This window comes from Phreatobacter sp. (assembly GCF_022843985.1).
GTDB lineage: Bacteria > Pseudomonadota > Alphaproteobacteria > Rhizobiales > Phreatobacteraceae > Phreatobacter.
Window position 1 is genome coordinate 1 of sequence record NZ_JALHMP010000004.1, and the last position, 25,099, is coordinate 25,099.

Genomic DNA, 25,099 nt, shown 5'->3' on the forward strand with positions numbered 1-25,099 from the left:
GAAAGTGACACCACGCCCCGTCCGCGTCGCGAGACCTTCCGCGATTAGATGATCGGCGCGCCGCTCCATCGCCGCGCGCACCTCGGCGCCGAATCCGCCATGGCTGAGCGGGGCGCGGGTCCTGGCGAGCGCCAGCCGGTCGAGCCAGGTGGCGCCGTCCGCGCCGAGCTGCGCCTCAAGCGACAGGTCCGACCGGCCGACGAGCGAGAGGACGGCGCGTCCGTCCTCGCGCGGCGACCAGAGCCGCGTTTCGACGATGCCGCCGGGCAGCGTATCGCCCGTCGCCTCAAGGTCGCGGAAGCGCAGGTGGTGGACCCGTCCGTCGATGGCGTCGATCACGGAATAGGCTTCGCCGGTGAGCTCGTCATGCAGCCCGCGCTCGACGAGCCGGCCGAGGATCGGCTCAGCGGGTGTGGCCTCTATCGCGAAGTCGGTCTGCGCGCGGTCCGGACGGCCCGCCAGCGCGCGGTGCATCGTGCGGATGATGTCGCCGCGATCGGCCATCTCGCGCAGCGTTTGCTCGAGGCCGGGTCTGAGCGCATTATTCCCCTCCGAAAGCCGTCTGGCCTGAGTGAGCCCCGACTTCGTAAATTCCTGTATGACTTTGGCGGCGGGTAATGCTGCGGGGAAGTGCGGGGCGGCTGGCGTGCCCCCACGCAACCACACGACGAACTTCCCCATCGCAAGGGGAGTCAGGACGGCGTTGTCTCAATTCAATTGGAACACCCAGTTGAATGCGAACGCCGAGCACGCTGGATCGGAGATTTAGATGTCTGAAATGGTTGTCGAAAAAATTAGATCGCCGCCGTTTGTCTCAATTCAAATGTAATGTCTCAATTGCACTGTAAATTTTCAATCAGGGCCGCCATGGACGCCGAATGGTGCGGATTGCGGAACGGACGGCGCGTCGTCAGCTGTCCCCCCTCCAGTTCCCCCGCCACGGAGTGGATCATCGAGACCTCGAGGAGTTCGGCAGCGGTCAGCGGTGGCAGGATCGAGGGCATCCGGCTCGCCAGCATCGACTTGCCGGAGCCCGGTGGTCCGTTCATCAGCAGCGCATGGCCGCCGGCCGCGGCGATCTCCAGCGCGCGTTTGGCGCTCTCCTGGCCCTTGATGTCGCGCAGGTCGGCGAGCGGCGCATCCACGGTGCGGATCCCGGGCTTCGGGCGCGACAGGACCTGGCTGCCGCGGAAATGGTTGGCGAGCTGCACCAGGTTGTCCGGTGCCAGCACCGCGACATCCTCGCCCGCCCAGGCGGCCTCAGGACCGCAGGCCGCCGGACAGATGATGCCGAGTCCGAGCGCATTGGCCGCCATGGCCGCAGGCAGGACCCCGGCGACGGGCGTGATCCGCCCGTCGAGGGCGAGTTCCCCCAGCACGACGAAGCCGCCGAGGGCGTCGGCGGGAATGGCCCCGATCGCCGCCATCAGTCCCAGCGCGATCGGCAGGTCGAAATGCGAGCCCTCCTTGGGCAGGTCGGCCGGAGCGAGATTGACGGTGATGCGCCGTCCCGGCAGGGCCAGGCCCGAGGCCACCAGCGCCGACCGGACGCGCTCGCGCGCCTCGCTCACCGCCTTGTCGGGAAGCCCGACGATGTTGAACACGATCTGCCCGGCGAGGACATGGACCTGAACGTCGACAGGCTTGGCCTCGATCCCCTCGAATGCGACCGTCGCGACCCGCTGCACCATGGCCCACCCCCTGAACCATCCTGACGCAAACAGTCATCGGAACAATCCGGGAACATACGGATGTTCCAATTTTGTTCACGCCGGAGAAGGATGGGGTTGAGGATATGGGGCGGCATCCCCCGCAGGGTCCGGTCGATGCGGGTCGTTTCGATGCGAGTCGTTTCGATGCGGGTCGTTTCGATGCGGGTCGTTGCGAATGGGCCGCGCGCCTGCCCTCCGCGTCAGGGCTCGTGCCGCTGCCTGTCCTGGGAGGCTTGCCCGAGGGTGGCCCAGCCGCCGCTGGCCTCGACGTCGGGGAGGTCTTTGCGCAGCGCGAGGTGGCGCAGCAGATAGGCCTTGGACACCAGGTGGGCGGTGACGGGCGCCGTGATGAACAGGAACAGCGTGATCAGGAGTTCGTGGAAGGAGAACAGCCCCAGGACGATCAGGAAGTAGAGCATCGAGGCGATGAGCAGCGCGCCGATGCCGAGCGTCGTCGCCTTGGTCGGCGCATGCAGCCGTCGCATCATGTCCGGCAGTTTGGCCAGCCCGAAAGAGCCGACCAGCAGGAAGAAGGCACCGACGATCAGCAGGCCGGCGATCAGGAGCTCCGCGATCCACGCCATCATCTCGGCCTCACTCGATCACGTTGCCGCGCAGCAGATATTTGCAGAAGGCCACCGTCGACAGGAAGCCGACCATGGCGAAGAGCAGGGCCGCCTCGAAAAAGATCGTGACGCCGAACCAGATGCCGAGCACCACGATCAGACCGATGGAATTGATGACCATGGTGTCGAGCGCCAGCACGCGATCGAGCGCGTGCGGGCCGACCGCCAGGCGATAGAGATTGAGCAGGAGGGAGAGGGAAATCGCCACGAAGGCGATCACGCAGGCTGTCGCGATCATGCGAAGATCTCCATGAGGCGCCGCTCGTAGCGCTCCTTGATGGCATTGACCGTGCCGTCGGGATCGTCGGTCTCGAGGCAATGGACGAGGATCGCCGTGCCGTCGGCCGAGAGATCGGCGCTGATCGTGCCCGGCGTCATGGTGATGGTACCGGCGAGAATGGTGATGGCCTCCGCATTGGTCAACGCCAGCGGAACCCGCACGAACTGGGAGCGCAGGCTGTCGCCGCGGCGGAACAGGACGAGCTGGGCCACCTGGATGTTGGAGACGACGATGTCCCAGAGCACCACGAGCGTGAAATCAATGATCCGCCAGGGGTTCTTGAAGCGCGGACGTTCCGGCCAGTAGGCCTGGGTCACCAGGGGAATGACCAGGCCGAGGGCAAGTCCCAGCACGGCATGGCCGAGAGACACGTCATTGGCCAGCGCCATCCAGACGCCGGCGATGACGAGGGTCAGGATCGGTTGCGGAAGAAAGCGGGTCCCCATCACGGCTTCCCCGCACTGGCGAGCGGGGCGGGCCCGAGAACCGCCCGCACATAGGCACCGGTATCCAGGATCTGGGCCGCCGTCAGCCCCATCTCGCGGCGCACCGGTCCGGCAAAGGCGGTGAGAGCGACGGTGGCACCGAGCAAGGTCGCGAAGACCGCCACCGGCAGCGGCCTGAGCGGCGGCACCGCGGCGGCAGGCCCGCCCTGGGGCGCCGCAGGCTTCCAGAACAGCACGCTCCCGGCGCGAGCGAAGGCGAGGATCGCCACCAGGCTGGTGGCCAGCAGCATGGCCCAGATCCAGGGGGCCGCGCCGCTGTCGCGGCTCGCCTCCATGATCATCAGCTTGCCGAGGAAACCCGAGAGCGGCGGCAGGCCGGCCATGGCGATGGCGGCGGCGAAGAACAGCCCGGACAGCAGCACCGGATGGCCGACGGCGGCGGGAACGAGACGGTCCTCCGCCCCGCCGCGCTGCGGCACGAGAATGTCGACAAGCAGGAACAGCGTCGCGCCGGCCATGGTGGAATGCAGGACGTAATAGAGCCCGGCCCCGATGCCGCCCGCATCGAACAGGCCGAAGGCGACGAGCAGCGACCCCATCGACCAGACCACGGCGAAACAGGCAAGGCTGAGCAGGCTGCGCGCCGCGAGCATGCCCAGGGCCCCGACGACGAGGGTCGCCAGGGCGGCGGGCAGCATCCAGGGCGTGACGATCCCCGCCACGGCGCCCGCATCGGCCCCGAAGATCAGCGTGTAGACGCGCAGGATCGTATAGGCACCGACCTTGGTCATGATCATGAACAGCGCCGCCGACAGGCCCGGAGCCGCCGCATAGGCCGTCGGCAGCCAGCCGTGCAGCGGTGCCACCGAGGCCTTCAGCGCGAAGACCATGAAGAGAAGCACCGCGCCGACGCCGAGCAGCGCCGTGTCGCCCGCCCCCACCGCTGCCACCTTGCGCGCCAGATCCGCCATATTGAGCGTCCCGGTCACGGCATAGATGGTTCCGACCGCGAACAGGAAGAGCGTCGAACCGATGAGGTTGATCGTCACATATTGGAAGCCCGCCTTCAGGCGTTGCGCCCCGCCGCCATGCAGCATCAGGCCATAGGAGGCGATCAGCATGACCTCGAAGAAGACGAAGAGGTTGAACACGTCGCCGGTCAGGAAGGCGCCGTTGACGCCGAGCAGCTGGAACTGGAACAGCGGATGGAAATGCCGCCCGCGCGTGTCCCAGCCGGCGGTGGCATAGAGCACGATGGCCAGGGCCAGCACGGCGAAGAGCAGCACCATGGTGGCCGACAGCCGGTCGAGGATCAGCACGATGCCATAGGGCGCCGGCCAGGCACCGACGAGATAGGGCCGCACCGTGCCGTCCTGGGCCAGACCGTAAAGGCCGATCGCCACCGCCAGCAGCGCCAGCGTCGCGGCGATGGAGACGACCCGCTGGGCCGCCAGATTGTGGCGTGCGGTCAGGATCAGCAGCGGCGCCACGAGGGCGGGCAACACCAGGGGAGCGATGATCCAGTGGTTCATGGCTGTCTGCATCACGGCCGCGCCTGGTCGGTTGTGACCTGCGCCGCGGCGGTCTCGTCGGCCGCGGCCGGGCTGTCCTCGACGGAATCGGAGCCGGTCTCCAGGAAGCTGCGGAGCGCCAGCACGACGACGAGGGCGGTCATGCCGAAGGAAATGACGATGGCGGTGAGCACAAGCGCCTGCGGCAGCGGATCGGCATAGCCGGCCGCGCCCGCGGCATAGATCGGCGGCTGGTTGACCGCCAGCCGGCCCGTGGCGAACAGGAAGAGGTTCACCCCATAGGACAGGAAGACCGTGCCGATGACGACCGGAAAGGTCTGGCGCCGCAGCACGAGATAGACCCCGACGGCCGTCAGGAGGCCGATGGCAGACGCAACGAGCACCTCCATTCAGCCCTCCCTCGGCAAGGATCCGCCGGCTTGCGGCGCGGCCTGCGGCAACCGGATATCGCTGGGCCCATCGGGAACCGGGCTGCGCTCGGCGCGGGCCTCGATCCGCGAGATCTGCGCCAGCGCCAGCAGCACGGTTCCGACCACGGCCAGGAAGACGCCGGTGTCGAAGGCCATCGCCGTGGCGAGCTCGATCTGGCCGATCAGCGGAATGTCGAAATAGCCGAAGGAACTGGTCAGGAACGGTCGACCGAACACGAAGGACCCGAGCCCCGTCAACCCGGCGATGATGACGCCCGCGCCGACCAGCGTATGACCGTCGAACCGGGCCCTCTGATGGCTCCAGGCATAGCCGCTCGCCATATATTGCATGATATAGGCGATGGCGACGACAAGTCCGGCGATGAAGCCGCCACCCGGCTGGTTGTGACCGCGCAGGAAGATGAACACGCCCACGGTGAAGACGAGCGGCAGCATGGCACGCGTCGCCACCACAAGGATCAGCGGATGGGCCTCGGCCGATTCCAGCCCCTGCCGCATGGAATCCAGGCGGCGGGCGGCAGGCCCGCGCAGGGCCGTGTCGAGCAGCGCGAAGATGGCCAGCGCCGCAATGCCCAGCACGATGATCTCGCCATAGGTATCGAAAGCGCGGAAGTCGACGAGGATGACATTGACGATATTGGTGCCGCCACCCCCCGGCTTGGACTGGGCGATGTGGTAGTCCGAGATCGTCGAGAAGTCGCGCGTCAGAATGGCGAAGGCGAGCGCCGCCACGCCGAGCCCGGCGGCCACGGCAATGGCACCGTCCCGGACTTTCCGCGCTGTCTGCGGTTCGGCAGGCGCCGTCTTCGGCAGCAGGTTGAGCGCCAGCAGCAGCAGGATGGTGGACACCACCTCGACGGAGATCTGCGTCAGGGCAAGGTCGGGAGCCGAGAACTGGATGAAGGCCAGCGAGACGATCAGGCCGACGACACTGGTAAGGACCAGGGTCAGAAGACGGTTGCCGTGCTGGATCACCACCACGCCGGCGGCGGCGATCAAAGCGCCCCAGGCCACCAGTGCCACGACATGCACGGGCAGCATGGCGCGCGTGCCGACCGCGTGCGGGAAATGGGTGAAGGCCCACAGGCCGATGACCAGCACCGACACGGCGATGATGGCGATGGACCGGGGCAGCGATTCCACATTGGCCCGAAGGGTGAACCAGCGTGCCGCGGCGACGGCGGCCGTGATGACGGCCTCGAACATCGCCTTCGCCTCGGGGCGCGGCCAGGCGCTGCGCAGCCGCGCCAGGCCGCCATGGCCCTGGAACGCCAGCACGCCGCCGATGACCGCCGCGATGCTCATGAACAGGGCCGGCGTGAAGCCGTGCCACAGCGACAGCGAATAATAGGGCAGCGGCGCGGCGCCGATGACCGCCTGGGCGGTGCGCGCCACGATCGGCCCGGCGATCAGCGCCGGCAACAGCCCGATGGCGACGACCAGCACCACCAGCAGCGCGACGGGCAGCCACATGCCGATGCCGGGATCATGCGGGTGGTGGGGATAGTCATGGCGCGCGGGCCCGGCAAAGGTGCCGACGGCGAGCCGCACCGAATAGGCGACCGAGACGAGGGCGGCGAGGGTCGCACCGACGGGAATGAGCCAGCCGAGGCCGGCGAGCGACCCGGAGACCGAGGCCTCCAGCATCATCTCCTTCGACAGGAAGCCGTTCAGCGGCGGCAGGCCGGCCATCGAGGCCGATGCGATGCCGGCCAGAACGGCGGTGACCGGCATCAGCTTGGCGAGGCCGCCGAGCCGGCGGATGTCACGCGTGCCGGCCTCGTGGTCGACGATCCCCGCCGCCATGAAGAGGGCGGCCTTGAAGGTCGCGTGGTTGAGGATGTGGAAGACGCAGGCCACCGCGGCATAGGGCGTGCCGAGGCCGAGCAGCATCACCATCAGGCCGAGATGGCTGACGGTGGAATAGGCGAGGATCGCCTTCAGGTCGTCCTTGAACAGGGCGATCCAGGCGCCCACCAGCATGGTCACCAGGCCGACGGGGACGACGATGGAAAACCACAGGTCGGTCCCGGCGAGAACCGGCCACAGCCGCGCCAGCAGGAAGACGCCCGCCTTCACCATGGTCGCCGAATGCAGATAGGCGGAGACCGGGGTCGGCGCCGCCATGGCATGCGGCAGCCAGAAATGGAACGGGAACTGGGCCGATTTGGTGAAGGCGCCGGCGAGGACGAGGGCGAGGATCAGCGGATAGAGCGGCGAGGCCTTGATCACGTCGCCCTTGGTCAGGAGGACGCTCAGCTCGTAGGACCCGCCGACATGGCCGAGTAGCAGCATGCCCGCGGTGAGCAGCAGGCCGCCGCCGCCGGTGACCACCAGCGCCATGCGGGCGCCCTGGCGGCCGGCCGCCGCATGGCCCCAGAAGCCGATGAGCAGGAAGGACGAGAGGCTCGTCAGCTCCCAGAAGATCAGCATCAGGATGATGTTGTCCGACAGGACGATGCCGACCATCGCCCCCTGGAACAGCAGCAGATAGGCGTAGAACCGGCCGATCGAATCCTGGCGGCTGAGGTAATAGCGGGCATAGACGATGATCAGCGCGCCGATGGCGAGGATCATCGTGGCGAAGAACAGCCCGAGCCCGTCGGCGAAGAAGCGGAAGGACAGTCCGATCTCGGGAACCCAGGCCGTCCCGGCAAGAACCGTCTCGCCGCGATAGACGGCCGGCGCATCGAGCAGCAGCAGGGCGAGGCTGGACAGCGTCACCGCCAGGGTCACGAGCATCGTCGTGTCGCGGCCGGAGCGGGCGAAAAGCGGCGGCAGCAGCGCCCCGAAAAGGGGGATGAGCGGCACGAGAATGAGGTTCATCGGCTGCGCGGTCCCATGGCGGCGGCAGTCCCGAGATCGTTGTGTTCAGCCCCCATCCGGCCCGCAGCTCCCCTCTCTTTCCCGATCCGCGATCTCTCTCGCGACTAAGGCGTTGCCGACTCACCGGCGTCAACCCCCGAACGGCCGCTGCTGCGCGATTGCCACAGAGTTTCGCCGCCGACGATTGTGGCATTTGGCTGCATGGCGCGACCGGGCCGCCTCAGCGCCGTTTCTCGATCGCCTCCCAGACGGTGGCGGCGATGTCCGGTCCGCCGAGCCGGCGGATGGCGCGGATCCCGGTCGGCGCGGTGACGTTGATCTCGGTCAGGTTGCCGCCGATCACGTCGATTCCGGCGAGGATGATGCCGCGCGCCTTCAGCTCGGGCCCGATCGTCTCGCAGATCTCCCGCTCGCGCGCGCTGATCTGCGTGGTCTCCGCCGCGCCGCCGCGCACCATGTTGGACCTGAGGTCGTCGGCTGCCGGCACCCGATTGACCGCCCCGGCAAAGACGCCGTCGACCAGGATGATGCGCTTGTCGCCGTCGCGCACCGCCGGCAGATAGTGCTGGATCACCCAGGGTTCGCGCGTCAGCGCCGCGAAGGTGTCGAGGAACGAGCCGAAATTCTCGTCGCCGTCGCGGATGCGGAACACCCCGGCGCCGCCATGCCCGTAGAGCGGCTTCATGACGATGTCGCCGAGCTCCTTGCGGAAGGCCCGGATCGCGTCGAAGTCGCGGGTGACCAGGGTCTTCGGCATCAGCTGCGGGAACTGGGTGACGAAGATCTTCTCCGGCGCATTGCGCACGCTCGCCGGGTCGTTGACCACCAGCGTCTTCGGATGGACGCGCTCGAGGAAATGGGTCGCGGTGATGTAATGCAGGTCGAAGGGCGGGTCCTGCCGCATCAGGATCACGTCGAATGTGTCGAGGCTGACGCGAGAGCCTTCACCGAGGGTGAAATGGTCGCCCTCGACATCGCGGACGGTAAGCGGATGGGCAAGCGCCGAGGGCACGCCGTCGCGCAGGGCCAGGCTGTCGGGGTGATAGTAGAAGACCTCATGGCCGCGCCGCTGCGCCTCGAGCATCAGCGCGAAGCCGGAATCGCCCTTGATCTTGATCGATTCCATGGGGTCGGTCTGGACAGCGACCTTGAGGCTCATCGGGCATTCCTTTCAGACATCGGCGTCGAACGCGCCCTGTATATGGCGCGGCCAGCCGCCGTGCGATACCAGGATCAGGTCGTAGCGCCTATCGCCGCCCGCATGGCGGGGATGGCGGGCGAGGAAGGCCTCGGCCGCGCGCGTGATGCGCCGCCGCTGCGCCGCCGTCAGGGCGAGTTCCGCGAGGTCCAGCGAGCCGCGCGCCTTGACCTCGACGAAGACCACCGTGCCGCCGCGCCGCGCGACGATGTCGATCTCGGCGCCGGGCATGCGCCAGCGCCGGGCGAGGATGCGGTAGCCCTTGGCGACAAGCAGGACGAGGGCGGCCGTCTCGGCGATCCGTCCGCGCCCCCAGGCGGCGGAGCGCTTCGGGTCGGCCTCGCGCCTCACCCCGGCTCCCGCGCGAGCAGCAGCGCCCGCTGGTAGAGATCGCGCTTCGGCAGCCCCGTGGCCGTCGCCACAGCCGCCGCGGCGTCCTTCACCGACCCGCCGGCCAGCGCGGCCCGCAGCATGGCCTCGATATCCGTGTCCGCCGGCGGCGGCGCTTCGCCCGGCGGGCCGACGACGACGACGATCTCGCCCTTGGGATCGGGCGCGGCGGCATAGTCCGCGGCCAGCGCCGACAGGGTCCCGCGCCGCACCTCCTCGTGCAGCTTGGTGAGCTCGCGGCAGACCGCGGCCTGGCGGTCGCCGAGCTCCGCCGCGAGGTCGGCCAGCGAAGCCGCAAGGCGCGGGCCGGTCTCGAAGAAGACCAGCGATCCCGGCACCGCCGCCAGCGCCCGGACCCGGCCGCGCCGGCCGGCCGTCTTCGGCGGCAGGAACCCGGCGAAGAAGAAGGCGTCGGTCGGCAGGCCGGCCGCCACCAGCGCCGCCATCACCGCCGAGGGCCCCGGCACCGGGATGACGCGGTGACCCGCCTCGCGCGCCGCCTCCACCAGCTTGAAGCCGGGATCGGAGACGAGCGGCGTTCCGGCATCGGAGACAAGCGCGACCGATTCGCCGGCCGCGAGCCGTGCCAGCAGTTTCGGGCGCATCTCCGCCGCATTATGTTCGTGATAGGGGACGAGTTTCACCGCCAGGGCGAAGTGATCGACCAGGCGGCGGGTGACGCGGCTGTCCTCGCAGGCGACCAGGGAGGCCGCCGCCATGGTCTCGACGGCGCGCAGCGTCATGTCGCGCAGATTGCCGATGGGGGTTGCCACCACATGCAGCCCCGGCTCCAGCGGGCGGGCCAGAAAACGCGCCCCGCCAAGGACATAGTGCCGGTCGGAGGGCTGCGGCGCGGGAATGTCGGTCATGAGCGGGTCTCTTTCCGCGACCATAGGCGGTGCCGGCACCTCGCGTCCATGCCCGCCGGACAGGCAGAAACAGGCACCGCGCAGCAGGCTGTTGCCCTTTGGTCACGCAAAAGCCGCCCTTGCGGTTTGACCTTGCCCCTCGCTCGCGGCTATTCCGGTGCAAGGGCGGGGCGTTCAGGGCGTGTGGAGGCTATCGGACATGGCGGAAGCGGCGAAACGGCGCGGTGGGACCGCGAACGCAACGACCCTGCGTGGCCTTCTGATCGGAGCGGCCGCGCTGGCGCTGGCCGCCTGTTCGGGCGCCAATGTGCAGGGGCCCATCCCGACGACCGGTCCTGGACCGGTGACCGCCGCGCCGCCCGGCACGACCATCGGCACCGGCTCGGTCAAGGTGGCGCTCCTGCTGCCCCTGTCGGCCGGCGGGGCCGCCGGCAATACGGCGACAGTCCTGCGCAATGCGGCCGAAATGGCCGTGGCCGAATTCCAGGGCCCCGACATCACCATCCTGGTCAAGGACGACGGCGGCACCGCCGCAGGCGCCCAGGCCGCGGCCCAGGCGGCGATCCAGGAGGGAGCCGAGCTCATTCTCGGACCGCTTCTGGCGGAAGCGGTGCGCGGCGCGGCGACCGTGGCCCGGCCGGCCGGCCGGCCCATGATCGCCTATTCCACCGATACCAGCGTCGCCACGCGCGGCGTCTACCTGATGAGCTTCACGCCGCAGAACACGGTCGACCGGATCGTCCAGCATGCGGCCCAGGCCGGCAAGCGGTCCTATGCCGCCTTCATCCCCGATTCGGCCTTCGGCCAGGTGGTGCAGGGCGCCTTCCAGGAGGCGGTGAGCCGCTCCGGCGGGCGTGTTGTCGCCATCGAGAAGTTCCCGCTCGATCCGAACGGTGTCAACGCCGCGGCGGCGCGCCTGTCCGGCATTGCCGGCCAGATCGATGCGATCTTCGTCCCCGATCCCTATGACGGCGCGGCGATCCAGGCGCTCTCCACCGCCGGCATTGATACCCGCAGCGTCCAGGTTCTCGGCGTCGGCCCCTGGGTCGGCAATGCCGCCGCCGCCCGCGCCGCGCCGACGGCCGTCTATGCGGCGCCCGACGAGGCCGGCTTCCGCAGCTTCTCCGAGCGTTACCGGGCCCGTTTCGGCCAGGATCCGGCGCGCATCGCCTCGCTGACCTACGACTCCGTCTCGCTGGTCGCCGCCCTGGTGCGCACCCAGGGCTCGCAGCGCTTCTCCGAGACGATCCTGACCAATTCCTCCGGCTTCAACGGCGTCGACGGGCTGTTCCGCTTCCGGGCCGATGGCACGCCGCAGCGCGGTCTGGCCGTGCTCCAGGCCGGCGGGCGGGTGGTCAGCCCGGCGCCCCGCAGCTTCACCGGCGGATCGTGATCCCGCAGGCGGGGCCATAGCGGGACTCGGTTGCAGGTGGTTGCGCGCCTAGCGCCGTGACCGCCGCTCGGTCGCCACGGCAGACAAGCCTATCTTTTCCACAAGGCCCGGAAAAAGGCGCCCAAGCCTCCAAGCGAGCCGCGCCCTGCCAGGCAGGACGATCACCGGCCTGTTTCGCTCCAGCGCGACGAGAATGTCCTTGGCGCAACTCTCCACAGGATAGGGCGGGCCGGCGAGCGCGGTGAGGAAACGTCGCGCGTCGGGGGCCCAGCCAATGCCGAGATCGCCGGGGTTCGGTGAATCCAGCAGCGGTGTTTCCACGGCCGCAGGGCACACCACGCTCACCCTCACGCCGCGCGCAGCGGCCTCGATGCGCAGGCTCGTGCTCAAACCCACCACGGCGTGTTTGGTGAGCGCATAGGGCGTGAACAGGGGGGCCGGCCCCAGTCCAGCCAGCGACGCCGTATTGACGATATGGCCGAACCCTTGGGCGCACATGATCGGGTAGGCCGCCAGCACCCCATGGAGAACGCCATAGACATTGACGTCGACGATGCGCCGCCACCCCTCGAGAGGGATCTCATCCGCCTCCCCCGCGAGGCCGATGCCGGCATTGTTGAACATGTAGTCCAAGCGGCCGTGCCGGGCGGCAAAGTCCTCGACTCGTCTCTTCACCGCGTCGGCATCGCGGACATCGAGCGCAAGGCTGCTCGCATCGGCGCCACACTCGCCCGCCACGGCTTGCGCGGCCGCTGCGTTGGTGTCGGCAACACACAGCGCGGTGCCGCGCGCGGCCAGAGCCCTGGCCAGGGCGCGTCCGATCCCCGAGCCACCGCCCGTGATGAATGCGACCCGCCGTGTTGTCGTTCCCATGCAGATCCTCCAGCAATCATGGTCTCGGGAAATCCGGAACCGGTCACCGCTGGCGATCGGTTGACGATCCCCGCGCGAACGGGCCGGAAGGCCTCCCCCGGTCGTTCTTCACGCCGGCAGAGCAGCCGTCAACGCACCACGGCACCGACAGTCGGTATGCTCAGCCCAGGGTCAGCTTCACCGCGACGCCGAGCACCGCCATCACGGCGATCAGCGGAATGAGCCCGAGCTTGACGCGGAAGGCGAGCACGAAGGCGATGACGGCAAGCGCCGCCGCCTTCCAGTCCAGCGCCAGCGGATCGACGGTCGGCAGGCGCAGGGGCCCGATGGCGAGGGCCCCCACGGCGCCAAAGAACACATGCAGGCCGAACCAGATGGCGAGGTAGAGGATCACCCCCACCACCGCCGCGGTGATGCCCTTGAGCGCCCCGGCGAGCAGGCGGTTGTGCCGGAGGTCCTCGACGAAGGGGGCTCCGGCGAAGATGAACAGGAAGGACGGCGCGAAGGTCACCCAGGTGGTCATGGCCGCCCCGAGGATCGCCGCGGTCATCGGCGAGAACGGGTCGGACGCGCGGAAAGCCGCGAGAAAGCCGACGAACTGCGTGACGAGGATGGTCGGGCCGGGCTTGGTCTCGGCGAGGCCGAGCCCGTCAGCCATCTCGATCGCGGTGACCCAGCCCTTCTGCTCCACCGCCGCCTGGGCCAGCCAGACGAGCAGGGCATAGGCGCCGCCGAAGGTGATGACCGCGAGTTGCGAGAAGAACAGGCCGATCTGGGTCAGGATATGGCCGGGGCCGAGCAGCAGCGCCGCGAGCGCCACCGGTGCCAGCCAGACGGTGCCCCAGACCAGCGTGTTGGTCACAAGCGTGGCATAGCGTCCGGGGCTGGGCCGGCTGGCCGGGACGGCCTCGGCCGGCTGGGGCAGCAGGAAGGCACCGAAGGCCGCAGCGGCGGCGACGATCAGCGGATAGGGCACCTGGAACAGCAGGATGGCCAGGAGCGAACCGGCGATGATCGCCTTCAGCACGGCGGCATCGCCCACCCGCTTCGCCATCTTGATGACCGCCTGCACAACGATGACCAGCACCGCCGCCTTGATGCCGAAGAAGATGCCGTCGACGATGGGAACGCCGCGGGCGGTCACATAGAGCATCGACATGGCGAGCACGATGAGCGCACCCGGCAGCACGAAGAGCAGCCCCGCCGTCAGCCCGCCGCGCACGCCGTGCAGGAGCCAGCCGATATAGGTGGCGAGCTGTTGCGCCTCGGGTCCCGGCAGCAGCGTGCAGTAATTGAGGGCGTGCAGGAACCGCTTCTCGTCGAGCCACTTCTTCTCCTCGACGATGATGGTGTGCAGCATGGCGATCTGCCCGGCCGCGCCGCCGAAGGACAGGAAGCCGACCCTGATCCAGACGGCGAGCGCCTCCGAGAAGGGCACCGGGGCGGCAGGTGGCGGCAAGGTTTCGTGCACTGTCATGGAGCGGGATCCGGATCGGAACGGGGCAGGCGTCTCCTAGAGCCCACCATCCATGACGAAACCATGACATCCAAGACGACGGTTGCGGCGCGCCCCCCGGAAAGACAGGCCGCAGGCCCATCGCGCCACCCCGTCGCACGGCTCCCATGCGGGTGGACCGGGACGATGTCCGGTCAAATCGGCTAGTGCTCTTCGGATGGCAACAGATGGAAAGAGGGCGCCGCAGCCGGACGCCGGCGAAGAGGGCGCGGCCGAGGTCCCGGCCGCCGCCGCCCGCGCGCGCCTCAAGGGCATCGGCCTGATGTGCGCGGCGCTGGCCTGTTTCGCCTGTCTTGATGCGCTGGCCAAATGGCTCGGCACCCATATGGACCCGATGCAGGTGGTGTGGGCCCGCTACACCGCGGCGCTCTGCATGATCCTCATCATCTTCAATCCCCTCCGCCATCCCGGGGTCTTCGTCACCCGCCGCCCCTGGATCCAGGCGATCCGCTCGGCGCTGCTCTTCGGATCAACGGCCGTCAACTTCATCGCCCTGCAATATCTGCAGCTCGACCAGACCGTCGCCATCATGTTCGCGACGCCCTTCATCGTTGCCATTCTGTCGGGGCCCTTTCTCGGGGAATGGATCGGCCTGCGCCGCTGGATCGCGGTTGTCGTCGGTTTCCTCGGCGTGCTGGTCGTCACCCAGCCATGGAGCGGCTCGCTGCACTGGGCCATGCTGCTCACCTTCGCAGGCACCTGTGTCTATGCGCTCTACAACATCCTGACCCGCATGCTGGCGGGTCACGATTCCGCCGCCACGACCTCGATCTATTCCGTCGCCTTCGGCGCTGCGGTCGCCACCGTCATCGTGCCCTTCATCTGGACGGCGCCGACCTCGCTCGCGGTGGTCCTCGCCATGATTGCCATCGGCGCTTTCGGGGCCTTCGGGCACTGGCTTCTGATCGTTGCCCACGGCTATGCCGCGCCGGGAATCCTGGCGCCCTTCATCTACACCCAGATCGTCTGGATGACGGCGCTCGGATGGCTGGTCTTCGCCCAGGTGCCGGCGGCCAACACCCTCGCCGGGGCGGCCATCGTCATCGCCTCCGGGCTCTATCTCCTCTACCGGGAACGCGTCGTTGCACGGGGCGGACGGTAACCCGGAACTGCGACAATCCGTCGCATAGGGGGTTACCGGCCGGCAACCGACACTTCGCCTGACGTTGGGTCCGGGTTGACCAGCGGGCAAGGTCGAGCCAGCCGCGGGGGATTGCGGTCATGCGGACGGAAACGGACAGGGGCGGAGACCTTTTCATCGTCGATGACGACGCCGCGGTGCGTGACGGACTCAGCGTCGTCTTCGAGCAGGCTGGCTACCGCGTCGTCGCCTTCGCCGACGCGGCCTCATTTCTCAACGCCCTCCAGCAACGCCACCCCGACGCCATCCTCCTCGATGTCTGCCTGCCGGGTGCCGGTGGCGTCGAGGTTCTGCGCCAGATCTCCCAGCGCCGTTTCGAGGGGCCGGTGGTGATGATGTCCGGCCGGGCAGACATCCCGATGGCGGTCGCCGTCATCCAGGCAGGGGCTGCCGACCTCGTCGAAAAGCCGCTGGACGGCCAGCGCGTCGTCCATCAGGTCGGGCAGGCCCTGGCCGGCCATGCCCGCCGGGCGGCGGAGCGGGCCGATCCCGTCTCGGCCCTCGGCCCTGGAGGCGCCAGCCTGCTGACGCCGCGCGAGCGGGACGTCCTGCAGGAACTCGTGCGCGGCGCCTCCAACAAGGAGGCCGGTCGCAGCCTCGGCATCAGCCCGCGCACCATCGAGGTGCACAGGGCCCGCATCATGGAAAAGCTCGGCGCCAGGAATGCCGCCGATCTGGTGCGCGTCATCTATGACGAGCGTCGCCACGACGCCCGTTAACGGGCCGGACGGGCACCAGTCCCTGGTCGCCTCCTGGCCTGAAGTGCCTGAACCCCGCAATCGGCACCAGCGCCGTGATCCGGGCCCGACCGGAGCGGCGGGACCGGAGGGCCGTGCCGGCAGGAGGCCTGCCATGGCGCCGGAACCGATGATCTATGCCCGCCTTCAGGGCGACGTCCTCGAGGTCGTCACCGACCGCCTGACCCTCCGAACGGAGACGGGAGCGCTGGTCGCCATCGAGGACCATGTGCGCCAGTTGTTTGCCCGCGTGGCCGACATCCGGATCATGACCCTCGACGAGGTGCCCTGGCCCCTGTCGCGCCATGTCATCGCCCCGCCCCTGCAGCGTGCAGCCTGAGGCCGGACCGCCCGCTGTTAGACGTCCATCAACAGTTTTCAAGAGAATAAGCAGTTCCCACAGAGCGCCGTAGTGATTTGGTTACAACTGCAATCTAAAGTAGAATTATTACAAAGGGCTTTGCCCGATAAAGGCGGGCCGATGAGACAAACGACCTGTAGATCCCCTCGTCCTCCCGAAAGAGCTTCAGCATGTCTTCCGTAACTGCCCGTGACACGCAAGGCTTCGTCGAACAGCTCGGCCGGCTCGGCGTCGAGAAGGACAGCGAGAAGCGTCTCGCCCTGCTGCGCGGGGTCGCCGACCTCTATCTGACCCATCCCGTCAGCCCGACCGTGGCGGAGGAATATCTCTTCTCGGAGATCGCGACCTCGGTGATGCGCAAGCTGCGGCCCGAGCAGCGGCCGCAGATCAGCGTGGCGCTGAGCGAGAGCGAGCGGGTCCCCCACAGTCTGGCCCTGGCCCTCGCCTCGGATGCCGATATCGCGGTCGCCAGTCCGATCCTGTCGCGGTCGCCGGTGCTGACGGAGACCGATATGGTCGCCATTGCCGAGACCAGCGGCGACGAGCACCTGCAGGCCATTGCCACGCGTCCGTCGCTGACCGCGCGCGTCACTGACGTGCTGATCGACCGCGGCAGCAACGTCGTGCTGCGCAAGGTGTCGGGCAATGTCGGTGCCGAAATCTCCGACAAGGGCATGATGAGCCTTCTCACCCGTGCCGGCGACGACGCCGAAATCGGTCTCGCCCTGGCCGACCGCGGCGATCTCTCGCCCGCCGTCCTCGACCAGCTCAACACGATCATCTGCACCCAGGTCGCCGCCGGATCTGCTGAAGGAGACGCGGGCGATGGCATCGCCGCGCTGAGAGCCCGCGCCCAGGCGCTGATCGCCGAGGAACTGCGCAAACGCAGGGCCAATATCGGCAGTACGGACCGGGTCATTGCAGCGGTCGAAGCCGGGACCATGTCTCTCGACAGCGGCGTCGAAACCCTCGTTGCCGGAGGCCGTCTGCTTGACGTCGCCCAGGTCATGGCCCACTTCCTGCGGCTTGAGCGGAACTTCGTCTTCCAGCAATTGGCGGCGGGGGACATCAACACGGTCGTCCTGACGTTTCGCGCCCTCGACATCGCCTATGCCAATCTGGAGACGACGTTGGTGATGCGTGCGAGCAAGCGGCGTGGGACCCGCGAGACCGTGTCGCGCGCCGACTATGAGGCCGTGTCCCAGGCGGATGCCCAGCGCGCCATCCGCTTCCTCAAGGTCCGCATGACCGTCGGCAAGGGCGCCCCGGCCGCGGCCGGAAGCGCCGCCTGAACACCCGGCATCGGCCGCGACGACGGCGCGGTGGCCATGGTCCATGCTTCGGTTTAAACAGAGGCCGGCGGTCAGCGCCGCCCCATCCGTGTCGACCAAGGCCAGTCCCGCATGTTTCCCAAGCCGCTCGCCAGCCTGACGCCCAATACGGCGGCCTATGAATCCCTGCCCATGGTGAAGCCGACCGGCTTCCGCGAATACGACGCCCGCTGGTTCTTCGGCGACGAACTGAACCTGATGGGTGTCCAGGCCGTCGGCATGGGGCTCGGCACCCTGATCGGCCGCATGGGCGTTCCCCGCGAGATCGTCGTCGGCCATGATTTCCGCGGCTATTCCGCCGCCATCAAGATGGCGCTCGTCACCGGCCTGATGGCGGCGGGCTGCAAGGTGCACGACATCGGCCTCGCCATGTCGCCCATGGCCTATTTCGCCCAGTTCGAGCTCGACGTGCCCTGCGTCGCCATGGTCACCGCCAGCCACAATGACAATGGCTGGACCGGCGTGAAGATGGGCGCCCAGCGCCCCGTCACCTTCGGCCCCGACGAGATGAGCGCGCTCAAGGCCATCGTCCTCGCCGCCGATTTCGACCTCGCCGGCGGTGGCTCCTACCATTTCGTCGAGGATTTCGCCGCCCGCTACATCCGCGACCTCACCACCCGCCCCAAGGTGACCCGCAGGCTCAAGGTCGTCGCCGCCTGCGGCAATGGCACGGCCGGCGCCTTCGCCCCGCAGATCCTCGCAGCGCTCGGTGTCGAGGTGGTCCCGCTCGATGCCGAACTCGACCATTCCTTCCCGCGCTACAATCCCAATCCCGAGGACATGAAGATGCTTCACGCCATGGCCGTGGCGGTGAAGGCGCATGGCGCCGATGTCGGCCTCGGCTTCGATGGCGACGGCGACCGCTGCGGCGTCGTCGACAACCATGGCGAGGAGATCTTCGCCGACAAGATCGGTGTCATGCTCGCCCGCGACCTGTGCAAGGTGCACGGCCCGTCGCAATTCGTCGTCGACGTCAAGTCGACCGGCCTCTTCGCCGCCGACCCCGAGCTGAAACGCCTCGGCGCGACGACCGACTACTGGAAGACCGGTCATTCCTACATCAAGCGCCGGGTGCGCGACCTGAACGCCCTCGCCGGCTTCGAGAAGTCCGGCCACTTCTTCTTCAACGCCCCGGTCGGCCGCGGCTATGACGACGGCCTCGTCACCGCCATCGCCGTCATCGACATGCTCGACCGCAACCCCGACAGGTCGATGGCCGATCTCTATGCCGCGGTGCCCAAGACCTGGGGCTCGCCCACCATGTCGCCGAAATGCGCCGACGAGGTGAAATATGGCGTCGTCGACCGCGTCGTGAAGCGTTTCCAGGACATGCAGGAACAGGGCGGCCTTATCGCCGGCCATCCCATCTCCAGCCTCGTCACCGTCAACGGCGTGCGCGTCACCACGCCCGACGGCACCTGGGGCCTGGTGCGCGCCTCGTCCAACAAGCCCGAACTGGTCGTCGTGGTCGAGAGCCCGGTCTCGGAGGCGCGGATGCGGGACATGTTCCACGCCGTCGACGCCGTGCTGCGCGAGAACCCGGAAGTCGGCGCCTACAACCAGACCATCTGAGCGGTCACGCGGTCAGATGGCTGAAATCTTCACCAGCCGTTAACCATGGCGTGACAGCTTCACGGCGAGACCGGGGAGCCGTCCGTGAAGCTTGTGTCCGTCAGCCAGAACATGCAGCGTCCGAACGGGCTCTCCGAACTGGAGATCCTGCGCAACGTTACCGCCGGCTTTGCCGCTTTCGGCAGTGCGGTGCGGGCCAGCGCCATTTCCGACGCGCAGAAATCCAGGGTCCTGGCCGAACTTGCGGATGCCTCCAACCGCATGATGGACGCCACCAACGCCTATCTCTTCGCGCTCGGCGAGGCCCACAAGGCCATGGATGCCAAGGCAGCGAACACGCCGCTGCTGAAGATCGCCGACTGACCGGAAATCCGCGTCGTCACCATTTCGTCGCAGCGACGTCATGGCACTGTAGAGCCAGTGCGGCACGTGATCTTCTGTCGAGACATCCGGCGATTCGGCCAGGAGGTCGCGCCCGGAGGCCCTCATGGTCGATCAGGTCACGCACAGCGCCATTCCCTTCGCCCGTCACTTCAACCCCGCGCTCTGGGCCGACCAGAGCCGCAAGATCATTCCCATCATGCGGGCCTATGGCGGCATCCGGCCGCGTGACGCCAGGGCCGCCCTGCCGCAGACACTCGGCCGCATCGGCAGCCTGGAGGTGCGCCTCGCCGCCAATGCCGCCGAGGTGCGGCGCGCCCAGAAACTGCGCTGGCGCGTCTTCTACGAGGAGATGAAGGCGATCGCCGACGGCGCCTCGCGCCTCGCCCGCCGTGACATCGACGCCTTCGACGCCATCTGCGACCACCTCGTGGTCATCGATCACGCCGTTCTCGAGCGCCAGCCCTTCGGCCAGCCGCGCCCCGCCATCGTCGGCACCTACCGCCTGCTGCGCCAGGACATCGCCGACCGCCATGGCGGCTTCTACACGACGGGCGAGTTCGACCTCTCCGGCCTGCTGCAGCGCCATGCCGGCAAGCGCTTCCTCGAGCTCGGCCGGTCCTGCGTGCTGCCGGCCTATCGCAACAAGCGCACCGTCGAACTGCTCTGGCACGGCATCTGGTCCTATGTCCTCACGCACGGGATCGACGTGATGTTCGGCTGTGCCAGCCTGGAGGGCACCGATCCGCGCGCCGTGTCGCGTGAACTGTCCTTCCTCCATCACAATGCCCGGCCGCCGGCCGAATGGGCTGCCGCCGCCCTGCCGGCGCGCCGGGTCGAGATGGGGCGGCTGTCTCCCGACGCCATCGACATGAAGAAGGCGCTCCATGCCCTGCCGCCCCTCATCAAGGGCTATCTGCGCCTCGGCGCCTATATCGGCGACGGCGCGGTGATCGACCGCCAGTTCAACACGATCGACGTGCTGATTGTCCTCCCCGTGGCAGCCATCCACCCGCGCTACATCGACCATTTCGGGCCGGGCGCCGAGCGCCACGCGGCCTGATGCAGCCCGGCCCTGTCGTCCGGGGGGCTTAACCGCCGCCGCGAGGCTGCTATCGTTCGCCCAAGAACGATAGGAAACGCCTGCCATGTCCGACATGCCCGCCCTCGGCCCCCGCCTCGCCGCCGATGGTTCGGTGATCCCCGCGCCGATGTCCCGGCGCGTCATGAACCTCGCCGACCTCTTGCATGGGACCGCCAGGCGCCTGCCGGACCGTCCGGCCCTCGTCTGGCGCGACCGGACCTGGAGCTGGGGCGAGATGGCGGCGCGGGTGACCGCCGCCGCCGTCGGCCTCAGGGCCCGCGGCATCGGCAAGGGCGACCGCGTCGTCTGCCAGGCGCGCAACAGCAACGCCATGTTCGAGGCCATGTTCGCGGTCTGGACCATCGGCGCCATCTGGGTGCCCACCAACTTCCGCAACACGCCGCAGGAGGTCGCCTATATCGCCCGTGCGGCGCGGGCCAAGGCGCTGATCTGCGAGACCATCTTCGAGGGCCATGCCGCGGCGGTGAAAGACGGCGACCCCGACCTCGCCCTGACCGTCGCGATCGGCGCGGCCCCCTTCGCCGCCATCGACTGGGAAACGCTGATCGCCGAAGGCGCGCGCCAGGGAGCCCCCGGGCCTGTCGCCGCCGTCGACTACGACGATCCCTGCTGGTTCTTCTTCACCTCCGGCACGACCGGTCGCCCGAAGGCGGCCGTCCTCACCCACGGCCAGATGGGCTTCGTCGTCACCAACCACCTTGCCGATCTGGTGCCCGGGACCACGGAGCACGACGCCTCCCTCGTCGTCGCCCCGCTCTCCCATGGCGCCGGCATCCACCAGCTGACGCAGGTCGCCCGCGGCGCCCGCACGGTCCTCATCGCCTCCGAGCGGCTCGACTGCGAGGAAGCGTTCAGGCTGATCGCGGAGCACCGGGTCACCAACATGTTCACGGTGCCCACCATCCTCACCATGCTGGCCGGACACGAGGCCGCCGACCGGCACGATCATTCCAGTCTCAGGCACGTCATCTATGCGGGATCGCCCATGTACCGGGCCGACCAGCAGATCGCGCTGAGCCGCCTCGGCCAATGCATCGTGCAATATTTCGGCCTCGGCGAGGTGACCGGCAACATCACCGTCTTCCCCACCCGCGAGCACGATGTCGACGACGCGGTGCAGGGGCGCATCGGCACCTGCGGCTACCCGCGCACCGCCATGGACGTCCGCATCTTCGACGAGAAGGGGGTAGAGCTCGCGCCCTTCGCGACCGGCGAGATCTGCGTCGCCGGCCCCGCCGTCTTTGCCGGCTATTTCGACAATCCGGAGGCCAATGCCAAGTCGTTCCGCGACGGCTTCTTCCGCACCGGCGACCTCGGCCACAAGGACCCGGAGGGCTATGTCTACATCACCGGCCGGGCCTCCGACATGTACATTTCCGGCGGCTCCAACGTCTATCCGCGCGAGATCGAGGAGGTGATCCTCACCCATCCCGCGGTCGCCGAGGTGGCCGTGCTCGGCGTGCCCGACCGGCGCTGGGGCGAGGCCGGTGTCGCCGTCCTGGTGGCCCGGCCGGGGGCCACGGTGGCCGAGGGCGATATCCTGCAACATCTCGACGGCAAGCTGTCGCGCTACAAGATGCCCCGCCAGGTCTTCGTCTGGGAGGAACTGCCGAAGTCGGGTTACGGCAAGGTGCCGAAGAAGCTCATCCGCGAAATGCTGATCGACAAGGGCGCGGTCAGTGCGGAGGGGTGAGGTTTTGCGCTGATTGGCCTGGGCACGTCCGGCCAGCTCCGCGTCATGCCCGCCCTTGTGGCGGGCATCCACGACGTGACCACCGCCGTGCGAAGGAAGTTCGTGGATGCCCGGGACAAGCCCGGGCATGACGGGCGGTGGTTCCAGCGGGCGTCCCGCGAGGCCAAGCCTGCCCCCGGGGACAACTTCACCCCCGTCCCACCATCCCCGACGCCCAACTCCTTGATCCCAAGCGCTTTTCCCGCCGCCTCCCGAAAAAGCGCAGGTTGTTTCTCCCCGTTTCCCGCACCGCCCTTATCCTCCCCGCACCTTCCGTCCTCGTCGAGGCATCGTCCGGTGGTGCGGGCGATGGGGCGGAGGGGCGGTTCCCCTTGCGGTCGGGTCACCAGCCCGTCCGCTAAGGGCGTCGCCGGGACCACCGCCCCTTCGGGCCCTTGAGGCGCTGCCGCGCCGGGGGTGACCGTTGCGCGAGGAGCATCGCTAGAGGCGGCGAGCAGGACCGGCGGGTGGGGGCGACCCTCTCCGCCGGGGGCCTCCGGGGCACGCGGGAGACCCGCGTCTCCGGCAAGGCCAGGCCACGGGCCGTCGCCGGGTCTGCCCCCCGACGGCCTCACGCCCGGGAGGCTGGCGGGGCGCCTTGGCCCCGCCCTCCCGCCCCGCTCGCCCCGGACGCGCGGCCCGGTGAACGCAAAAAGCCGCGGTGAAGCGCCGCGAGGCGCGCCGGCTCGCGTGGAGGTCGTTTCTCGGGCGACCGGGATCAAGCATCCCGGTTGTGAGGGGCCCGGATGAAGCATCCGGTTTTTTGGGCGGCCGGGATCAAGCATCCCGGCAGCCCGGATGCTTCATCCGGAGATCCAAAAGTCCCGAGGAAACGGATTCCACGCGAGCCGGCGGGCTTCGGCGATCCGAAGTCCGGTTCCGCGGGGTGACCCGCGGGGCCAGGAGGCCTCATCGCCTCCGCGCCTGACGGCGCTTCACCCCTCGCGCTCCCCTCCGGGAGCGCGGGGACCGACGGAGCAAAGCCCGGCCTTTGCGGCGCGGGAACGGGAAGGCATGGGAGGATGCGGGGCACCACGGTCAGGACCTGCACGGCAGAACGGGCCGGACGCTCCCCCACCTCTCCCCGGCGGCGAGAGGTGGGGGATGCGCGTCGTCAGACCGGGCGGCGCCTGCCGCGTACGCTCACCCGAACCGCGCCTGCAGCACCGCGAACAGCGCCCGCGCCGCCTGCATCTCGCCGCCGGCGGGGCGGCCGGGCTTCTCGGCCGGAGTCCAGCCATAGACGTCGGCATGCAGCCAGCTCTGCGCCTTCTCGACGAAGCGGTCGAGATAGAGCGCCGCCGTGATCGAGCCGGCAAAGCCCCCCGTCGTGACATTGTTGAGGTCGGCGATCTTGCTGTCGAGGCCGCTGGCATAGGGCTTCCACAGCGGCAGCCGCCAGACCGGATCGCCCACCGCGAGACCGGCGGCCGTCAGTTCCGCCGCCAGCGCGTCGTCATGGGTATAGACCGGCGGCAGGTCCGGCCCGAGCGCCACGCGCGCCGCTCCGGTCAGCGTGGCGAAGTCGGCGAGGATCACCGGCGCCTCCTCGTCGGCCAGCGCCAGCGCGTCGCAGAGCACGAGCCGCCCTTCGGCATCGGTATTGCCGATCTCGACGCTGAGCCCCTTGCGGGTGGGGAACACGTCGCCCGGCCGGAAGGCGGCCCCCGAGACGGCATTCTCCACCGCCGGCACGAGCAGGCGCAGGCGGACCGGCAGCTTCGCCGCCATCACCATATGGGCGAGGCCGATGGCCGCGGCCGCGCCGCCCATGTCCTTCTTCATCAGGAGCATGGCGGAGGAGGGCTTGAGGTCGAGCCCGCCGGTGTCGAAACAGACGCCCTTGCCGACCAGCGTCACCTTCGGATGTTTCTCGTTGCCCCAGACGAGGTCGATGAGGCGCGGCGCGCGCGGCGAGGCGGCTCCCACCGCATGGATCATCGGGAAATTCTGCCTGAGGAGGTCGGCACCGACGATGGACGTGACCTTGGCGCGATGGCGCTTGGCGAGGTCGCGGATCGCCGCCTCCAGCTCCGCCGGGCCGAGATCGTTGGCCGGCGTGTTGATGAGATCGCGGGCGAGCGTCGTCGCCTCGGCGGCCCGGCTGACCGCCGCGCCGTCAACGCCCTCCGGCACGACCAGCAGGGCGGGCTTCGCGGTCGACGCCTTGTAGCGGGCGAAGCGGTACTGGCCGATGATCCAGGCCAGTGCCGCGCGTTCGCCGTCGCCGGGATCATTGGCGAAGCGATAGAGGCCCGGCGGGATCTGGCCCGGCAGCTTGCCGACCAGCAGCGGATCGCGATGGGCGGCCGCCTCGGTCTCGATGCCGAACAGCACGGCGGCGATGGCGCCCTTGGCGTCCGGAACCACCGCGGCCTTGCCCGCCTTCGGCTCATAGCCCGTCGCGTCGAGATAGGCCTGCTGCGGCGCCTTCAGCTTCGCCTTGACGGCGGCATAGGTGGCGGCCGTGACGAAGGTCACGGGCGTGGCACCGGCAGTGCCGGGCGGCCTGAGAAGCGGGTGCATGGGAATCCTCTGCCACAGCGATGGCGGCAGGCTAGAACCGCGCGGTGGCCCCTGTCACCCCGCATGTGGCGTGACGCACCGGAGCGCACCCGTCATGGGTCACCCGCGGGTGCGACGCGGT

General features: G+C 68.8%; 22 protein-coding genes and 1 pseudogene. 9 read left to right on the plus strand and 14 right to left on the minus strand.

Features of this window, described 5'->3' with window-relative positions:
• The 11 genes and pseudogenes from Q0C57_RS03520 to rsmI all read right to left on the minus strand — a co-directional run.
• Window positions 1-681 (minus strand): DUF3363 domain-containing protein (locus Q0C57_RS03520; RefSeq protein WP_296572151.1); only part of this gene is annotated, 681 nt, incomplete at its 3' end.
• A gap of 173 nt (window positions 682-854) precedes the next feature.
• Window positions 855-1,691: pseudogene (locus tag Q0C57_RS03525) on the minus strand (magnesium chelatase domain-containing protein); the annotation flags it as partial.
• 221 nt (window positions 1,692-1,912) lie between these two features.
• Window positions 1,913-2,296: a Na+/H+ antiporter subunit G gene (locus Q0C57_RS03530; RefSeq protein ID WP_296572154.1), complete on the minus strand. Its 384-nt coding sequence runs from the start codon at window positions 2,294-2,296 to the stop codon at window positions 1,913-1,915.
• A 10-nt stretch (window positions 2,297-2,306) separates the two neighbouring features.
• Entirely contained in the window at window positions 2,307-2,576 is a 270-nt protein-coding gene (locus Q0C57_RS03535; RefSeq protein ID WP_296572157.1) for a K+/H+ antiporter subunit F, read from the minus strand.
• A complete protein-coding gene (locus Q0C57_RS03540) occupies window positions 2,573-3,064 on the minus strand; it encodes a Na+/H+ antiporter subunit E (protein WP_296572160.1) in 492 nt (163 codons plus the stop codon). Before Q0C57_RS03540 ends, Q0C57_RS03535 begins: the two co-directional genes overlap by 4 nt.
• Window positions 3,064-4,596 (minus strand): monovalent cation/H+ antiporter subunit D, encoded by a 1,533-nt coding sequence (locus Q0C57_RS03545; RefSeq protein WP_296572668.1) that lies wholly within the window; start codon window positions 4,594-4,596, stop codon window positions 3,064-3,066. The genes Q0C57_RS03540 and Q0C57_RS03545 overlap by 1 nt, the downstream gene beginning before the upstream one ends.
• A gap of 11 nt (window positions 4,597-4,607) precedes the next feature.
• Window positions 4,608-4,985, minus strand: a complete 378-nt coding sequence (locus Q0C57_RS03550) for a Na+/H+ antiporter subunit C (protein WP_296572163.1) — start codon at window positions 4,983-4,985, stop codon at window positions 4,608-4,610.
• Entirely contained in the window at window positions 4,986-7,853 is a 2,868-nt protein-coding gene (locus Q0C57_RS03555) for a monovalent cation/H+ antiporter subunit A (protein ID WP_296572165.1), read from the minus strand.
• 220 nt (window positions 7,854-8,073) lie between these two features.
• Window positions 8,074-9,012, minus strand: coding sequence for a glutathione synthase (gshB, locus tag Q0C57_RS03560; RefSeq protein ID WP_296572167.1), 939 nt, complete (start codon window positions 9,010-9,012; stop codon window positions 8,074-8,076).
• A gap of 12 nt (window positions 9,013-9,024) precedes the next feature.
• A complete protein-coding gene (locus Q0C57_RS03565) occupies window positions 9,025-9,402 on the minus strand; it encodes a YraN family protein (protein WP_296572169.1) in 378 nt (125 codons plus the stop codon).
• Window positions 9,399-10,310, minus strand: a complete 912-nt coding sequence (gene rsmI / locus Q0C57_RS03570) for a 16S rRNA (cytidine(1402)-2'-O)-methyltransferase (RefSeq protein WP_296572172.1) — start codon at window positions 10,308-10,310, stop codon at window positions 9,399-9,401. Before rsmI ends, Q0C57_RS03565 begins: the two co-directional genes overlap by 4 nt.
• A gap of 199 nt (window positions 10,311-10,509) precedes the next feature.
• Here rsmI and Q0C57_RS03575 point away from each other — a divergent pair, with 199 nt between their 5' ends.
• A complete protein-coding gene (locus tag Q0C57_RS03575; RefSeq protein ID WP_296572175.1) occupies window positions 10,510-11,703 on the plus strand; it encodes a penicillin-binding protein activator in 1,194 nt (397 codons plus the stop codon).
• A gap of 48 nt (window positions 11,704-11,751) precedes the next feature.
• Here the strand turns inward: Q0C57_RS03575 and Q0C57_RS03580 are convergent, their stop codons facing one another.
• Window positions 11,752-12,576 (minus strand): SDR family oxidoreductase, encoded by an 825-nt coding sequence (locus Q0C57_RS03580; protein ID WP_296572178.1) that lies wholly within the window; start codon window positions 12,574-12,576, stop codon window positions 11,752-11,754.
• A 160-nt stretch (window positions 12,577-12,736) separates the two neighbouring features.
• Window positions 12,737-14,053, minus strand: coding sequence for a chromate efflux transporter (gene chrA / locus Q0C57_RS03585; protein ID WP_296572181.1), 1,317 nt, complete (start codon window positions 14,051-14,053; stop codon window positions 12,737-12,739).
• A 196-nt stretch (window positions 14,054-14,249) separates the two neighbouring features.
• Here chrA and Q0C57_RS03590 point away from each other — a divergent pair, with 196 nt between their 5' ends.
• From Q0C57_RS03590 to Q0C57_RS03625, 8 genes are all read left to right on the plus strand, one after another.
• Window positions 14,250-15,194, plus strand: a complete 945-nt coding sequence (locus Q0C57_RS03590) for a DMT family transporter (RefSeq protein ID WP_296572184.1) — start codon at window positions 14,250-14,252, stop codon at window positions 15,192-15,194.
• Window positions 15,195-15,313: 119 nt separating this feature from the next.
• The gene (locus tag Q0C57_RS03595) at window positions 15,314-15,952 is read left to right on the plus strand and encodes a response regulator (protein ID WP_296572187.1); all 639 of its coding nucleotides are present in this window, start codon (window positions 15,314-15,316) and stop codon (window positions 15,950-15,952) included.
• A 133-nt stretch (window positions 15,953-16,085) separates the two neighbouring features.
• Entirely contained in the window at window positions 16,086-16,310 is a 225-nt protein-coding gene (locus tag Q0C57_RS03600) for a hypothetical protein (RefSeq protein ID WP_296572190.1), read from the plus strand.
• 191 nt (window positions 16,311-16,501) lie between these two features.
• Entirely contained in the window at window positions 16,502-17,623 is a 1,122-nt protein-coding gene (locus tag Q0C57_RS03605; protein WP_296572193.1) for a DUF2336 domain-containing protein, read from the plus strand.
• A gap of 111 nt (window positions 17,624-17,734) precedes the next feature.
• Complete coding sequence (locus Q0C57_RS03610; RefSeq protein ID WP_296572196.1) at window positions 17,735-19,234, plus strand: phosphomannomutase/phosphoglucomutase; 1,500 nt, start codon at window positions 17,735-17,737, stop codon at window positions 19,232-19,234.
• An 84-nt stretch (window positions 19,235-19,318) separates the two neighbouring features.
• Entirely contained in the window at window positions 19,319-19,597 is a 279-nt protein-coding gene (locus Q0C57_RS03615) for a hypothetical protein (RefSeq protein WP_296572199.1), read from the plus strand.
• A 217-nt stretch (window positions 19,598-19,814) separates the two neighbouring features.
• The gene (locus Q0C57_RS03620) at window positions 19,815-20,678 is read left to right on the plus strand and encodes a GNAT family N-acyltransferase (RefSeq protein ID WP_296572671.1); all 864 of its coding nucleotides are present in this window, start codon (window positions 19,815-19,817) and stop codon (window positions 20,676-20,678) included.
• A gap of 94 nt (window positions 20,679-20,772) precedes the next feature.
• The gene (locus Q0C57_RS03625) at window positions 20,773-22,413 is read left to right on the plus strand and encodes an acyl-CoA synthetase (RefSeq protein WP_296572673.1); all 1,641 of its coding nucleotides are present in this window, start codon (window positions 20,773-20,775) and stop codon (window positions 22,411-22,413) included.
• A 1,182-nt stretch (window positions 22,414-23,595) separates the two neighbouring features.
• Here the strand turns inward: Q0C57_RS03625 and Q0C57_RS03630 are convergent.
• Entirely contained in the window at window positions 23,596-24,978 is a 1,383-nt protein-coding gene (locus Q0C57_RS03630) for a M17 family metallopeptidase (protein WP_296572201.1), read from the minus strand.
• Window positions 24,979-25,099: the final 121 nt, after the last annotated feature.

What these genes read in the sequence shown, in the direction of transcription:
- Q0C57_RS03530 (WP_296572154.1), bottom strand. Translation starts at nt 2,296, where the DNA reads ATGGCGTGGATCGCGGAGCTCCTGATCGCCGGCCTGCTGATCGTCGGT.
- Q0C57_RS03535 (WP_296572157.1), bottom strand. Translation starts at nt 2,576, where the DNA reads ATGATCGCGACAGCCTGCGTGATCGCCTTCGTGGCGATTTCCCTCTCC.
- Q0C57_RS03540 (WP_296572160.1), bottom strand. Translation starts at nt 3,064, where the DNA reads ATGGGGACCCGCTTTCTTCCGCAACCGATCCTGACCCTCGTCATCGCC.
- Q0C57_RS03545 (WP_296572668.1), bottom strand. Translation starts at nt 4,596, where the DNA reads ATGAACCACTGGATCATCGCTCCCCTGGTGTTGCCCGCCCTCGTGGCG.
- Q0C57_RS03550 (WP_296572163.1), bottom strand. Translation starts at nt 4,985, where the DNA reads ATGGAGGTGCTCGTTGCGTCTGCCATCGGCCTCCTGACGGCCGTCGGG.
- Q0C57_RS03555 (WP_296572165.1), bottom strand. Translation starts at nt 7,853, where the DNA reads ATGAACCTCATTCTCGTGCCGCTCATCCCCCTTTTCGGGGCGCTGCTG.
- gshB (WP_296572167.1), bottom strand. Translation starts at nt 9,012, where the DNA reads ATGAGCCTCAAGGTCGCTGTCCAGACCGACCCCATGGAATCGATCAAG.
- rsmI (WP_296572172.1), bottom strand. Translation starts at nt 10,310, where the DNA reads ATGACCGACATTCCCGCGCCGCAGCCCTCCGACCGGCACTATGTCCTT.
- Q0C57_RS03575 (WP_296572175.1), top strand. Translation starts at nt 10,510, where the DNA reads ATGGCGGAAGCGGCGAAACGGCGCGGTGGGACCGCGAACGCAACGACC.
- Q0C57_RS03580 (WP_296572178.1), bottom strand. Translation starts at nt 12,576, where the DNA reads ATGGGAACGACAACACGGCGGGTCGCATTCATCACGGGCGGTGGCTCG.
- chrA (WP_296572181.1), bottom strand. Translation starts at nt 14,053, where the DNA reads ATGACAGTGCACGAAACCTTGCCGCCACCTGCCGCCCCGGTGCCCTTC.
- Q0C57_RS03590 (WP_296572184.1), top strand. Translation starts at nt 14,250, where the DNA reads ATGGCAACAGATGGAAAGAGGGCGCCGCAGCCGGACGCCGGCGAAGAG.
- Q0C57_RS03595 (WP_296572187.1), top strand. Translation starts at nt 15,314, where the DNA reads ATGCGGACGGAAACGGACAGGGGCGGAGACCTTTTCATCGTCGATGAC.
- Q0C57_RS03600 (WP_296572190.1), top strand. Translation starts at nt 16,086, where the DNA reads ATGGCGCCGGAACCGATGATCTATGCCCGCCTTCAGGGCGACGTCCTC.
- Q0C57_RS03605 (WP_296572193.1), top strand. Translation starts at nt 16,502, where the DNA reads ATGTCTTCCGTAACTGCCCGTGACACGCAAGGCTTCGTCGAACAGCTC.
- Q0C57_RS03610 (WP_296572196.1), top strand. Translation starts at nt 17,735, where the DNA reads ATGTTTCCCAAGCCGCTCGCCAGCCTGACGCCCAATACGGCGGCCTAT.
- Q0C57_RS03620 (WP_296572671.1), top strand. Translation starts at nt 19,815, where the DNA reads ATGCGGGCCTATGGCGGCATCCGGCCGCGTGACGCCAGGGCCGCCCTG.
- Q0C57_RS03625 (WP_296572673.1), top strand. Translation starts at nt 20,773, where the DNA reads ATGCCCGCCCTCGGCCCCCGCCTCGCCGCCGATGGTTCGGTGATCCCC.
- Q0C57_RS03630 (WP_296572201.1), bottom strand. Translation starts at nt 24,978, where the DNA reads ATGCACCCGCTTCTCAGGCCGCCCGGCACTGCCGGTGCCACGCCCGTG.